Below are 13,937 nucleotides of genomic sequence, written 5' to 3'. Positions count from 1 at the left end.
CATTTCCAAAACTATATATTTCTACCATACAGGTTTTTTTTATTTTCTCAAATATTTCTAATAATCAGTGTATTAAAGAATGAGTTTCAAACTTAATGCTGAATAAGCTTCAACTGTGTGAGCATCTCTTCAGGTCCAATTTGAAGGCTTGAATTATTGTTTTCCGCCAGCTTGATCTGTTCAATAAAATAGCTGTTGATCGGTGCATTCACCCCGAGTGTATTGGCAAGTCTGACCACTTCACCATTAATCCAATCAACCTCCGTCGTGCGCCCTAAATTCAGATCATCCTGCATAGATGAACGAGCTAGTGGATCAATGGCTAACATTTTGCGACTAATCAACTTAAACAACCAGTTAGGAAGTTGAAGAATATGAGGAATGATGTTTGCTGGTACAGGCGATAATTGTGCAGGTTGAATATTTGCCTGCTTTAAAATTTGAAGCGTCTCTAACTGTGCCTGAGCAAGGCACTTTCTATACATTCGATTAGTAAGTTGATTTCTTAAAGTTAGACCAGATAAAGCGTTAATCGAATTGTTCAAGTTGAATAAGACTTTAGCCCACTGTACCTCTAACATATCATCACGGAATTCAACTTGTAGTTTCGCCGTATCTAACACTATTTTTAGCTGATTACTTTCTACAAATTTTTTTATCATTAATGTTCCATCAGAACCTTGATGGAAATGAGACGGTTTGAGTTCTGCGACATTAAATGGAACCATTCCTTCCATAATCTCCCATTCTGGCAGCATTTTTTTTAAACGTGGAACATTACTCACCCCATTTTGAAAACTAATGAGACTCGGTTTATTGACAGTGTCACAGCTTCGTATTTCAGATGCCACTTGCTCTGTCGCTGCTGATTTTACACAAATCATGACTAAGTCCGTGTCTAAGACTTCTGCTAGATTTGTTGTAAGTCTTAATTGATCTGGAGTGAGCTTATGATGGTAGCCGTATAAATCACTGAGCTCCAACCCATTTTGGCTTAATTTTTGATAGCCTCTTTCCCTACAGTAAAATGTCACCTGATAGCCTGCTGCGACCATTCTTCCACCGATATAACACCCAATCGATCCTGCACCATAAATTCCAATTTTCATGTTTTTATCCTTTGTTATTGATCAAGAGTATACGAGTTTCAGAACAATAAATTTGTCAGGTTTTATACAATTAAGACAAATAAAAAACGACACCTCAGTGCCGTTTTTTATGTAAAGCTAGAAAATTAACATGGACATTTCTTCATAGCGCCTGCTGCACTTGGATAGCGTGCATCGACACAATAACGATGAAAAGTTTTTTCATCCATCGGTTCTAGGTCAGGGTGATGCTTTTTCATATGTTCTACATAATTTTGGTAATCCGGCACACCCACCATTAAACGAAAACTTTGTTGTAGCCGCTGCCAAATCATTTGAACTGTTTTGATTCCATTCAACATTAAAAATTTCTTCGGCTGAGCCAAAATCGTGAATTTAATGATTTTACCCAATGCCAGCTTTTGACGAATTTGTTCTTTCAAACTCATTTGGTCTCTCCTGCAGGGATTTGATCAGCATAGATTGCTTCAGCTTCCTGAGCTGTTGGCTGCGGATTTGCCAAAGCACGACGAATCACTTTAATGGCAGCAAACAACATCACCACGGCAACAATCATAAAGAATGCACACAACGCAGCATTAATCTGATTCGATAAAGCAACAGTTTGCATTTCCGCAATTGATTTCGCAGGCGCTAAAATTTCGTTTCGCTCAATAGCCGCGTTGAAACGATCTGCTTGTGCCAAGAATCCGATTTTTGGATTTTCATGGAAGATTTTTTGCCAACCAGCAGTCATCGCTGTAATGAATAGGAAAATTGTTGGAACAATGGTGACCCACACATATTTTTCTTTCTTCATCTTGAACAAAATGACAGTACCTAGCATCAGCGCCATCGCAGCTAAAATTTGGTTACCAATACCAAATAATGGCCACAAACTATTAATACCACCCAGTGGATCAACTACGCCTTGATATACAAAGAAACCCCAGCCTGAGACTGCAACGGCAGTACCAATCAAGTTGCCCACAAACGACTTAGAGTTTTTAACCGCAGGGACAACGATACCCACAGTATCTTGAACCATAAAACGGCAAGCACGTGTTCCTGCATCAACAGCAGTTAGAATAAATAGCGCTTCAAACAAGATCGCAAAGTGATACCAAAATGCCATCATTTCACGACTATTAAAAATTTCAGTGATGATGTGCGCCATACCAATCGCAAACGTCGGTGCACCACCAGTACGAGAAAGAATTGTGCTTTCACCAACCTCTTGAGCAAGTAGTGTTAAAGCTTCAGGTGTAACCACAAATCCTAGATTACGTACCGCCTCTGCGGCACTTTCAACCGTCGTTCCTATCACCGCAGCTGGTGAGTTAATGGCAAAATAAACGCCTGGATCCAAGATCGTTGCACAGATCATCGCCATGATTGCGACAAATGATTCCATCAACATACCGCCGTATCCGATCATCCGGATATCGCGTTCATTATTTACGAGCTTAGGTGTAGTTCCTGATGAAACCAATGCATGGAAACCTGAAATTGCACCACAGGCAATGGTAATAAATAAGAATGGGAAAAGTGATCCAGAGAATACAGGTCCCGTACCATCTACGAAGTGGGTAATTGCAGGCATTTTTAATTCAGGCATCGCAAATACAATACCCAATGCTAAACCTGCAATTACACCAATTTTCAAGAAAGTCGATAAATAATCACGTGGAGCCAATAACAACCATACTGGTAATACAGAAGCGATGAAACCGTAGATAATCAATGCCCATGTTAACTCTGTACCAGATAAAGTGAATAATTGCCCCCAATAAGGATGTTGAGCAATATTTTCACCGTAGATGATACCGAGCATCATCAGTACAAAGCCAATGATTGAAACTTCGGCAATCTTTCCTGGACGGATATATCGCATATATACGCCCATAAATAATGCGATTGGAATGGTAGCAGCAATACTAAACACACCCCATGGACTATTGGTTAATGCTTTAACCACCACGAGTGCAAGCACAGCTAGGATAATGATCATTACCCCTAATGCGCCAAGCATCACAATAATCCCTGCAAATGAACCCAGTTCTTGTTTTGCCATTTCACCCAGTGAACGTCCGTCACGGCGTGTAGAAATAAATAAAACTAGAAAATCTTGGACTGCACCTGCCAGTACAACACCGACTAACAGCCAAATCGTTCCTGGTAAATAACCCATTTGCGCAGCAAGAATAGGCCCAACTAACGGACCAGCACCTGCAATCGCAGCAAAGTGATGACCAAACAGAACACTTTTATTTGTAGGCACATAATCTAGACCATCTGCTAGACGGTGCGCAGGTGTTAAACGCCGAGCATTTAACTCGAATACTTTATTTGCAATAAATAAACTATAAAAACGATATGCAATACTGTAAACACAGACTGCAGCGAGTACGAGCCAAACTGCGTTGACATGTTCTCCACGACTAACCGCTAATATTCCAAAGGACACTGCGCCAATTATGGCCACAATAATCCAAATCAATTTCGAAGCCATGGATGACTTCGGTTGTATTTGATCCATATCAAACCCTCATTATTTCGTATTTGCAATCAGCTCAATTTTATTATTCGTGTTACTGCTGTTTTCCCTTGCGACTATACTCCTCAATAATTCTTCTTTACCTTAGACCTTGGCATTAAAAAAGGGATGATTGTCATCATCCCTTTCGATAATAGTATAAATTTACACCATTATGCACGTTCTAAGTATTCACCAGTACGTGTGTCAACACGAACGCTTTCTTCTTGTTGAACGAATAATGGAACACGTACTACAGCACCTGTTTCAAGTTTCGCTGGTTTACCACCACCGCCAGAAGTATCACCACGTACGCCTGGATCAGTTTCAACAATTTTTAATACCACGAAGTTAGGTGCATTCACTGTTAAAGGAACACCATTCCACAACATGATTGTGCATTTTTCGTTTGAATCGTCTTTCAACCATTTCGCAGCATCACCCATTGCAACTTTATCAGCCGCAATTTGCTCGAAAGTTACAGGATCCATGAAGTTCCATAGTTCGCCGTCGTTGTATAAGTAGTCCATTTCTACTTCTACGATATCTGCAGCTTCTAAAGAATCACCAGATTTGAATGTTTTTTCTAATACTTTACCTGATTTAAGGTTACGTAATTTAACACGGTTGAACGCTTGGCCTTTACCTGGTTTAACGTATTCGTTTTCCATGATTGAGCATGGGTTACCATCAAGCATTACCTTAAGGCCAGACTTGAAATCGTTCGTAGAATAATAGGCCATGAGAGGCTCACTCCAAACTTACTAACTTTAATCTATTAATGCGATGGGCTGCTACACTGTCATTTAGCAAGTCTGACAGGTGCATGATATGCCACATGCACATGCATTTATGTTGCGTATTCTAAATGACCAACCTACTCTGCCGCAATGATAAATTCCGAAATACAATGTTTAAGCTGTCTAAGTTCCATGCAGAACTACTGTTGTAGACTTAATTTGATCATCTTTAGGCTTGAGTATTTTCATCCCGACATTCAATAAAGAAGGCTTAATCAGGACACAACTGAGTTTTTCAATGGGATTTGATTTAAAATGAAGCCTTTCATCTCCCTCTAAATTTAAACTGTATGACCCACTATTTGTATCAAGAGCAACATTGGCAAAATCAACTCAGCGATTTAATCACTGACCCACATGAGCTCATTGAACTCTTGGAATTGCAACCTGAAGATTTAATACATGGTGCAATTTTGGCATCAGCCCAATTTAAATTAAGAGTCCCTCGCGCCTTCGTCGCGAAGATGCAAAAATCTAATCCTGGTGATCCACTGTTACTTCAAGTACTCCCTCATCATCTGGAGCTAAATGAACATCCTGATTTTGTAACAGACCCCCTTGATGAGGAGGCTGCCAATTTAATCCCAGGTGTATTGCATAAGTATCAGTCACGTTTTTTACTGACTTTAACGGGTGCCTGTGCTGTTCATTGTCGTTATTGTTTTAGACGTCATTTTCCATATCAAGAAAATTTACCTAAAAATGACGACTGGGAAAAAATACAAGACTACTTACTCGCTCATCCAGAAATCAATGAAGTGATCTTAAGCGGAGGTGATCCCCTAACACTTTCAAATCGTAAACTTGCCATTTGGATCGACAGATTAAGTTCAATTCCACATCTTAAAATTTTGCGTATTCACTCTCGAGTTCCAATCGTTCTTCCAAATCGGCTTGATGATGAACTTATTTCTCTCTTAAAAAACAGTAGGCTACGTATTATTCTGGTGGTACACTCAAACCATGCTGCTGAAATTGATGACTTTACCGCTTCGAAATTAATGCAAATTTCACAACAAAATATTTTGGTGTTGAATCAAGCTGTGTTATTAAAAGGTATTAATGATCATCCTGATATTTTGGTTGATCTAAGTCATCGATTATTTGATGCGCGTGTGATGCCTTATTATTTACATGTGTTGGATAAAGTAAAAGGTGCTCAGCATTTTGATTTACCAAGTGAATCTATTGATTCAATCTATAAAGAGGTTTTGGCAAGGTTGCCTGGATACTTGGTTCCAAAGCTGGTTAGAGAAATTGCGGGAGAACAGAATAAAACACCGCTTTATGGAGTTGCCACTTTTTAGAGACTCATTTACATGCTTCAGGCTCAGATTTCAGAAATTTTTCACTATCCTACTGCCTTGACTCGAGATCAACTGAGTTTTGCAAATGCAAATGTTCAGGACTTGAGTTTTTGGGCATCTCAACTTTCAATTATGCAATTAGGTGACACCTCTGAAGCGGTGTTGAAAGCCCTCTATGAAATCGCTGAACTCAAATGTTTGGAAACATTGCGCTTTGATCTTATTCAAGCGCTACACCCTTTGATCGAAAATATTTTAGAGAGACTTGAAAAAAACTTTTTAAATCAAGGTCTTTTTCTATCAGACCGTAACAAAGATATTATAGAGTTAACCACTCGCTTGAGAACATTATTTGCTGATATCTATATAGATATTGCACAGCGCAGTGAAATGCAGCTAAAACAACAAAAGTTTTCTATTTTGAAGTTTACTCAAAAGCGTAATGTGAAAACTGCACGACTCCTTTCCAGTTATTACGCTCTTCAACAATTGGGTTTATTGTTAGTACAACAACAGATGCTTTATCGTTCTGCCTTGTCTAAGCAATGGTTAATGACCCATTATCTGTATGATTTAGCATTAAAAAACCAAGAACACACGGTCAACATTAATTTATTGCAAGGCACTCATCACGCTTTAAAAAATATTCAACAGTGCTATGCCCAAGTCTTATTATTACAAATATTTAATACTCACCAAATTCGTCCTTCTGAGATCTACGCGCTCTATCAATGTACAGCGGATTGGGCGCAACTAGTGCAAGTTTTACCACGTGAAACCACTTTATCTCGTTACGTCATTGATACCACTAAAGATCATCCGCCAGTTTACAACCGAAAACACCATGAAAGTTTTAAACCAAACATTTTCGTGGCAACCCAATCTTTGCTTGAGCATATCAACTTAACCATTCAAAAGGACAATGAATATCTATCTAAGAAAGAGAAAGCTTATTTAACTGCACCTCTTAAATTTCATGTACAAAATGTTTTAGGCTCGACCATTGAACGTAGACATGAGCGTTATGAACATTCCGCTCAGTTACAACTCTGTTTCAGTTTACTTACCGCACATTATTATCTCTCAAAGACCAAAACTTTTAGCGAAACCTTGCGACTAACACCGCCTAAATCAAAATCAGAGGACGAGTTTGCATTTACATATTTAAATGACTACCCAGATGCCTATACAGACAAATCAAACAAAGTTCTAGATAAACAGGCACGTCAAATCCATGCGGCTCAAGTTTTAGATATCAGTTTAAATGGCTATCGCGTACGTTGGTTAGAAGAAGAAGCACCACCAAATTTAAGAACAGGTGAATTTATCCTGATCAATGAGGGGGTGAACAGCAAATGGAAAGGTGGTGTAATTCGTTGGATCAAACAATCTGTTAAAAAAAGCTATGAACTTGGGCTTGAAGTGATTGGACCCGACATCCACCCTTGCGCCGCAAAAGTTTATACAGATCGAAGTTCTTTTAATTATCATCCATGTTTATTTGTACAAACCTTGAAGATTGATGCTCCACAGCATTCTCTTATTTTGCCAAATTTACAGTTTTTCAAAGAACAACAATCTATTTATTTACGCTTAACTGATCAAGATATCAAAGTAGAATTGATAAAGACCATGCTCATCACACAAAGTTTTGTTCAATTTGAATTTGAATTATTTAATGATGAGCAGCAATATCTGATTGATGAATTTTTACAACATCAAAACCTTGAATCAAATCGTTTTCAAGACGTATGGGAAGCATTGAAGTGAAAAACCTACTTCTATCAACACAATTAAAACAATCTGGAATGCGCTTACTCATTGTCGATGATAACCAGATTCGTTATAACCATATTATCTCTTTACTCGAAAAACGCGAGTACAAGGTAGAAGCAGTACTACTCGATGATCAAGTGAGTCTTGAAAAGCAACTTCATTTAGATTGGGATTTAATTCTGTTTGGTCGCGCCTATGAGCTGACCTTAACTCATTTTCTTCGACTGCTTGCAGATTCTGATAAAGCTTTAACCCCCACACTTTATCTAGCTCCAGAAGCGCTAGAAATGTCTGAAGTAAAACTCATTTCAATGGGCATCTATGATGTTTTAAATATTGATCAACCTGAACAATGTCTACTTAAAATTATAAGAGCATTGGCTTTTAGTCGCTTACAAAAAAATCAGATGCAATTAACGGATGAACTGAAACACAATGTTCAAATTAAACAAAATTGGATCGAAGAGCATAAAAAAGCAGTTGCAATCATAGAAGAAGGGATTGTCGTTGAATGCAACCATGAGTTTACGCATTTATTTGGCTTCAACACGTGTGATGACGTTATTGGATTCCCGCTCATTGATTTAATACAACCTGAGGATATTCAATCTTTTAAAGCACGATTTAAAAAATTAGCTTTCGGTAAATTTGAGTATGGTCCTTTTGAACTAATTTCTCTTAATACACAGTTAACACATCAAAATCCAGTCCAAATTGAATGTAATCCTACAGATCAAAATCAAGTCATTGAAATTACGATTTCAACGCATTTTCAACAGAGTGACCATTCATTTAGTCCTCAACTTGAGACTACACCTCATCAAGTCAATAGAATTGCACCACACACAACATTGGCAAAAATTTTACAACATCTTGAAGAACACCCTGCTCAAGAAAATGCTTTGGTCATCTTCAGCCTAGCCAGTTGTCCAGACTATATCTTGAGTTCTGATTGGGATACTTTTAAAGGCTATTTCGGCAAACTTTCAGATTTTATTCTCGAACAGACCAATGGCGCTGTATTTAAAATTGAAACAGCGCTGTATGCCACTATCATTCAAGCTGAAACGATTGAAGTTCTAAAATCAAGACTCTCTGCGTTACATGCGCTTGAAAAACCTAGACTCGTCAATTTGGGAGATCAAACCTATCAACAGCATGTCAAAATTGGTTATAGCCTTTTCAAACTGTCAGATTTAAATGTAGATAATTTTGAACAGCTCATTGCAAATGCTTATAACACTGCCCTACCCAATTTATTGAGCAATGATGCTGCTTTAGAGACAACGCTTGAAGAAATTGAAGAGATTCATTTTGAAGTTACTCAAGCAGATGAGCCGACCGCTATTCAGTTAAATACACCTTCTTCTGAAGTAGAGCCTGATCATTCAACAGAATTTGTATTTCAAGCAATTGAAGAACCTGTACAGTCAGACGAAGTTCACGGCGATATCCTAGTACATCTTCGTAAAGTTCTTGAACGCGATCAAATTACGCTAAAGTTCCAACAAATCTATGATAAAGAAGACACTAGTCTTAATACCTATGAAGTAAGCAGCGGGTTTATTTTTGAAAACCAATGGATTCAATTAGACGATATTGAAGAATTGGTAGATGACCCTGAGTTGTCTATTAAAATTGACCGATGGATTTTGGTTGAAGCAGCGAAGCAACTGCACAATTTTTTAACACAATATCCTGAAGCTAAACTGATTATTAATTTACGACACCATGTTCTTTTAAAGCATCATCAATTGGCAGAATTAATTTCAAAACTGCTCATGATTGTAGGAGCAAAAGCACCTCAACCACTGATTTTACAGTTTAAAGAAAAATACATTGCTCAACATTTAAATGAAATTCTGCCTGCGATTGAGGTATTGAGAGCACAAGGTGCAGATATTGCCGTTTGCGAGTTTGGATTAAGTAAATGTAGCAATCTCATTCTCAAAGTTGCCAATATTCAGAATTTCACGCTGCATGAAGAATTCACAGATGATTTAAATACTGAAGAAGGTATTGAACGTTTTAAACAGGCGATTGAATACTTTAATACTCATCGATCAGTCAATTTATTACTCAAAAATCTCAATGATATGAATAGCTTTGCCAACGCGTGGAATGTCGACGTGAGATTTTTACAAGGTGATTATTACCAGCGTAAATTGGATCAGCTCATGAATGTTCAAGATCAAAGTTAATTCCATATTTTGGACATAAAAAAACAGGCTGAACGCCTGTTTTTTTATTTTGGGTATTAACGTTTGATAGAACGTGACATACCAGCAAAACGTTGTTTGAACTTGTCGATACGACCGCCAGTGTCAACGTTCTTTTGCTTACCAGTGTAGAATGGGTGGCAAGCTGAGCATACGTCTAGGTAAAGTGTTTCTTTACCAACAGCTGAACGAGTTTCGATTACGTTACCGCAAGAGCAAGTAGCAACTAATTTTTCGTATTTTGGGTGAATATCGGCGCGCATGGTCGATTCTCCATAGAGTTAAGAAGGCTTTAGCTGTCATCGCAATTGATCACTCTCTTCATCCATTACAACAGACGCAGAGGAAAGGCTGAAATACAGCAGATCAACACCACAACAGACCATTCTTTTGGCCCACCGAGACGGCTTCCGTCAGAGCTAAGCACAACAAGTGGACGACATTATACGCCACTTTATTTCAGATAGCGAATTATTCCTTTAAGACTTTTCAATTTGCTTGGACCAATGATTTGCAATAATTCCGCACACCATTAATTGGATTTGATGGAAAATCATAATTGGCAATATGATCATCCCCATAGGTTGTCCAATGAAAAGAATTTGCGCCATAGGCACTCCACTTGCGAGTGTTTTCTTAGAACCACAAAAAAATACAGCAATTTGATCGGCACGATTAAATCCAAACCACTTTGGGGCGTGATAGGCTAAAAGCATAATCAAGGTCAGAAGCACAGAGCATGCAATAATTAACCACATTAAGGTCACCCCACTGACTTCATTCCATAGACCTGCTACGACTGCACTACTGAATGCGCCATACACCACCAAAAGAATTGAGCCTTGATCAAAAGTTTTGACAATACTCGGGGCTTTTTGTATCAGAGGAAAAACAATAGGACGCAATAATTGTCCCAAAATAAATGGAACCAATAACAGCAGAATAATTTTGAGGATCGCACTGGTTGGATTAAACCCATGATCAGACTGGCCTAAAATAAATAAGGTCACTAATATAGGTGTGATAAACATACCAATAATATTAGAGAATGAAGCACTACACACAGCACTTGCGACATTACCACCTGCTACTGAAGTAAATGCAATAGAAGACTGAACTGTTGAGGGTAAGAAGCACATAAACAAGAAGCCCCAATACAGTTCTTGCCCAAGTAGCGGTAGCAATACAGGTTTAGCCATCAACCCTAGAATTGGGAAAACTGCAAACGTCAGTGCAAAGACCAAACTGTGTAATTGCCAATGTTTAATGCCTTGAATCACCGCTTCACGTGATAACTTTGCACCATGTAAAAAAAATAGGATTGCAATTGCAATCGTGGTGAAATAAGAAAAAAAGTGAGCAGCAACACCTGAAATTGGCATCGCTGACGCTAAAATCACCATAACAAACAGCAATATCGTGAAACGATCTAACGCTAAGAGCTTTAGCACCCCATATCCCTCTTTTTATTCTATCTGAATTGAAAATAAGCCCAATACTCATCGATTGGGCTTATCTTTAAAATTTTACTCACAAATCAGCGAGTGAAATTTAATTATTTCTCGCGTTACTGTCTTGTTGAATAAGTTCAATCTTGTAACCATCTGGATCTTCCACAAAAGCGATTACGGTTACGCCGCCTTTCATTGGTCCAGCTTCACGGACAACGTTACCACCACGTGCTTTGATTTCTTCACACGCTTTATACGCATCATCCACTGCGATCGCAATATGACCATACGCATTACCAAGCTCATAGCTGTCTGTATCCCAGTTATGCGTTAGCTCAAGAACAGTATTGTTTTCTTCATCACCATAACCCACAAAGGCTAAAGTGAATCGACCTTCTTCATAATCGCGTTTACGAAGCAAAGTCATACCGAGTACTTCAGTATAGAACGACAATGAACGCTCTAAATTGCCTACACGTAACATGGTATGTAACATTCGCATAAAATTTACCTATTGATTGAAAGATGTACTTTTCAACTGATTTAACAATTTCGCCACCCAAATAACAAGTAACAAAATAGGTAAACCCATTAAAAAAGTCATAAAGAAGAATGATGAATAACCGAAGTTTGTCACTATTGTACCTGAATAGCCACCAATCATCTTTGGAAGTAATAACATCAATGAACTAAAAATTGCATATTGCATTGCTGTAAATGAAACGCTAGTCAAACTCGATAGGAATGCAATAAATACTGCACCAGCAAGTCCTGATGCGAGATTGTCGAATACAATGCCCATCACCAGCCACACCTTGCTATAAGGGACAACCACTTTACCTTTAAGTTCGACTATTTGATCACTATCAACTTGAACAGCTGGAAGATCAGATAAAGTCATACGTGATTTCGGTTGGATCGCTGAAACTGTTTTATAAATATGATCTTGGGTTAATTCATGCGCCTGACCTGCATGCTGCACGACCGCTTGCACCGTAAATTTAGTGTGGTTTTTTAGACTGTCTCCCGGGACAACCACGCTCCAATTATTTTGATCCAACTTCGCAGGTATCACTTGCTGATTTGAAATACGAATATTCAGTGTTTGTAGTGTGCTGTCAGCTTTTAAGTTCGAGAGTTGACCGCGAATAATGACATCCTTGCTTAACTCATCTTGGTAGAGAACATTATCCCCTCCAATGGCTTGGATGAAAATCTGAGAATCATCTTGACTCGAATAGCGTTGAAGCGGGATTTCAACATTCAGGGCTTTATCATAACCATCAGGGGTGGATAACACTTGAATACTATGATGTTCAGCAAAATTAGATGCAGGGAGCTTTAAAGACCAGTTCCCCACTTCATCAGGAGTCACTTGATGCTGTTGACCTCCCATTTGTACCAAGACTTGATTCATCGTTGGTCCAGATTTTACGAGCCCCACAAAGATGAGATTGGTCGTGCTGGCAACAATAGCGCCCACCAACATCATTTTCATAATGTTATAACGCTGAGCTAATAAGCCTCCAAGGAAGCCACCTAAAATTACAAAAAAAATGGCGAAAAACTTGTTAAACCAAGCGATTTCTTCTTTATCAAAATTCAAATCAAGATAAAACAGATTGGCAACCACTCCAGCGACAATATCTGAAATTCGATAAAAACCAATGAGTAATAAAATAGCTAACGCAACTTTCAAACCATAACGTTTGAAGAAATCTAAAATCGGTGATAGCCATGTCTCGACGACTATTTTTTCATCAATGAGTTTTGCTCGGATTAATCCAAATACGACTAGCACAGCCAACGCCACACTCGCGAAGAAACGTAAAACTTGCCCGATAAATGACAAAAAATTACCATCAATATTTAACTGTGAAATCCAAGCACCAAATTGGAGAAACCCACAAACGAAAACTACTGTTGAAATCACAAAGACGATAAATAACTGAAAATAATCCTTTGCTTGATATTGATGAGGTTCTTGATTTACTACCGGTTCATGAATCACTAAAGTCGTCACAATCCCAATCATCATCAATCCAGCCATGAGTAAATAGGTGGACTGCCACGCCTCATAAATATAGTTACCCATGGCTGTACCAAGTGATGCAGCGAAGAGTAATGCACCGAGCTGAGTTACAATGGTCGCAATTCGATAACCTGCGTTATAGGTCGAAGCCATAACCGTCTGAACACTCGTATCTTGTGTCAACTCAATACGATAAGCATCCACGATAATATCTTGTGTCGCTGATGAGAATCCCAGAAAGATTGCGGATATCGCCATGAACGTTAAACTTGAAAATGGCCCTACACTTCCTCCATGAATACTCGGATCAGTAAATGCCATTGAACAAATAGCAATTGCAACCAAAATCTGTGAAACCAACAACCACCCTCGTCGTTTACCCAATTTCCTTGTTAAATAAGGTAATGGTAATCGGTCAATCAAAGGTGCCCAAATGAACTTGAAAGCATAAGCTAAGGCTGCCCATGAAAACATGGTAATGGTACTACGTTGAATACCGGCTTCACTCAACCAGAAAGATAGAGTTGAAAAAATCAGAAAAATTGGGATACCTGATGAGAAACCCAAAAAAAGCATAATGATCGCGCGTCGATCAAGAAAGGCTTTAAATGCCGAAGTCCATCCAGCTGATTCTGGTGACGAAGATTGTGATGTCATTGCGTTGTTATTTTCAGTCAAAAGTACTCTCGCTATTCAACTCTGTAATGCGCTTGGTTTCAATATAATTT

The 13,937-nt window shown here is 38.5% G+C and carries 11 protein-coding genes; 3 read left to right on the top strand and 8 right to left on the bottom strand.

Annotation, left to right across the window (positions count from 1 at the left end; translation table 11 throughout):
* Positions 1–92 precede the first annotated feature (92 nt).
* The 4 genes from AC1M9C_RS00170 to efp all read right to left on the bottom strand — a co-directional run bounded on the left by AC1M9C_RS00170 (position 93) and on the right by efp (position 4,367).
* Entirely contained in the window at positions 93–1,109 is a 1,017-nt protein-coding gene (locus AC1M9C_RS00170) for a 2-dehydropantoate 2-reductase (protein WP_481952983.1), read from the bottom strand.
* A gap of 125 nt (positions 1,110–1,234) precedes the next feature.
* On the bottom strand, positions 1,235–1,537 hold the full coding sequence (locus tag AC1M9C_RS00165) for a YbdD/YjiX family protein (protein ID WP_481952982.1): 303 nt from the start codon (positions 1,535–1,537) through the stop codon (positions 1,235–1,237).
* The gene (locus AC1M9C_RS00160) at positions 1,534–3,627 is read right to left on the bottom strand and encodes a carbon starvation CstA family protein (RefSeq protein ID WP_481952981.1); all 2,094 of its coding nucleotides are present in this window, start codon (positions 3,625–3,627) and stop codon (positions 1,534–1,536) included. The genes AC1M9C_RS00165 and AC1M9C_RS00160 overlap by 4 nt, the downstream gene beginning before the upstream one ends.
* A gap of 170 nt (positions 3,628–3,797) precedes the next feature.
* Entirely contained in the window at positions 3,798–4,367 is a 570-nt protein-coding gene (gene efp, locus AC1M9C_RS00155; RefSeq protein WP_035265851.1) for an elongation factor P, read from the bottom strand.
* 347 nt (positions 4,368–4,714) lie between these two features.
* Between efp and epmB the strand changes: the two genes are divergently transcribed.
* From epmB to AC1M9C_RS00140, 3 genes are read left to right on the top strand one after another with little or no spacing between them, the layout of a single operon-like run.
* Complete coding sequence (gene epmB / locus AC1M9C_RS00150) at positions 4,715–5,731, top strand: EF-P beta-lysylation protein EpmB (protein WP_481952980.1); 1,017 nt, start codon at positions 4,715–4,717, stop codon at positions 5,729–5,731.
* A gap of 12 nt (positions 5,732–5,743) precedes the next feature.
* Positions 5,744–7,501: a GTPase gene (locus tag AC1M9C_RS00145; RefSeq protein WP_481952979.1), complete on the top strand. Its 1,758-nt coding sequence runs from the start codon at positions 5,744–5,746 to the stop codon at positions 7,499–7,501.
* Positions 7,498–9,708 (top strand): EAL domain-containing protein, encoded by a 2,211-nt coding sequence (locus tag AC1M9C_RS00140; protein WP_171076805.1) that lies wholly within the window; start codon positions 7,498–7,500, stop codon positions 9,706–9,708. Before AC1M9C_RS00145 ends, AC1M9C_RS00140 begins: the two co-directional genes overlap by 4 nt.
* A 56-nt stretch (positions 9,709–9,764) precedes the next feature.
* Here the strand turns inward: AC1M9C_RS00140 and rpmE are convergent, their stop codons facing one another.
* From rpmE to AC1M9C_RS00120, 4 genes are all read right to left on the bottom strand, one after another.
* Positions 9,765–9,989 (bottom strand): 50S ribosomal protein L31, encoded by a 225-nt coding sequence (gene rpmE / locus AC1M9C_RS00135; RefSeq protein ID WP_004971624.1) that lies wholly within the window; start codon positions 9,987–9,989, stop codon positions 9,765–9,767.
* A gap of 216 nt (positions 9,990–10,205) precedes the next feature.
* Positions 10,206–11,177: a bile acid:sodium symporter family protein gene (locus AC1M9C_RS00130; RefSeq protein WP_035270063.1), complete on the bottom strand. Its 972-nt coding sequence runs from the start codon at positions 11,175–11,177 to the stop codon at positions 10,206–10,208.
* A gap of 100 nt (positions 11,178–11,277) precedes the next feature.
* Positions 11,278–11,679, bottom strand: coding sequence for a lactoylglutathione lyase (gene gloA / locus AC1M9C_RS00125; protein ID WP_035270062.1), 402 nt, complete (start codon positions 11,677–11,679; stop codon positions 11,278–11,280).
* Between the two features lie 9 nt (positions 11,680–11,688).
* Positions 11,689–13,866 (bottom strand): AmpG family muropeptide MFS transporter, encoded by a 2,178-nt coding sequence (locus AC1M9C_RS00120; protein WP_481953181.1) that lies wholly within the window; start codon positions 13,864–13,866, stop codon positions 11,689–11,691.
* Positions 13,867–13,937 lie beyond the last annotated feature (71 nt).

It is taken from the genome of Acinetobacter sp. 24-47-39 (assembly GCF_056783825.1).
This window is presented reverse-complemented; position numbering and strand designations above follow the sequence as displayed.

Excerpts from the sequence above, each read along its gene's own strand:
- AC1M9C_RS00170 (WP_481952983.1), bottom strand. The coding sequence starts at position 1,109 with ATGAAAATTGGAATTTATGGTGCAGGATCGATTGGGTGTTATATCGGT.
- AC1M9C_RS00165 (WP_481952982.1), bottom strand. The coding sequence starts at position 1,537 with ATGAGTTTGAAAGAACAAATTCGTCAAAAGCTGGCATTGGGTAAAATC.
- AC1M9C_RS00160 (WP_481952981.1), bottom strand. The coding sequence starts at position 3,627 with ATGGATCAAATACAACCGAAGTCATCCATGGCTTCGAAATTGATTTGG.
- efp (WP_035265851.1), bottom strand. The coding sequence starts at position 4,367 with ATGGCCTATTATTCTACGAACGATTTCAAGTCTGGCCTTAAGGTAATG.
- epmB (WP_481952980.1), top strand. The coding sequence starts at position 4,715 with ATGACCCACTATTTGTATCAAGAGCAACATTGGCAAAATCAACTCAGC.
- AC1M9C_RS00145 (WP_481952979.1), top strand. The coding sequence starts at position 5,744 with ATGCTTCAGGCTCAGATTTCAGAAATTTTTCACTATCCTACTGCCTTG.
- rpmE (WP_004971624.1), bottom strand. The coding sequence starts at position 9,989 with ATGCGCGCCGATATTCACCCAAAATACGAAAAATTAGTTGCTACTTGC.
- gloA (WP_035270062.1), bottom strand. The coding sequence starts at position 11,679 with ATGCGAATGTTACATACCATGTTACGTGTAGGCAATTTAGAGCGTTCA.
- AC1M9C_RS00120 (WP_481953181.1), bottom strand. The coding sequence starts at position 13,866 with ATGACATCACAATCTTCGTCACCAGAATCAGCTGGATGGACTTCGGCA.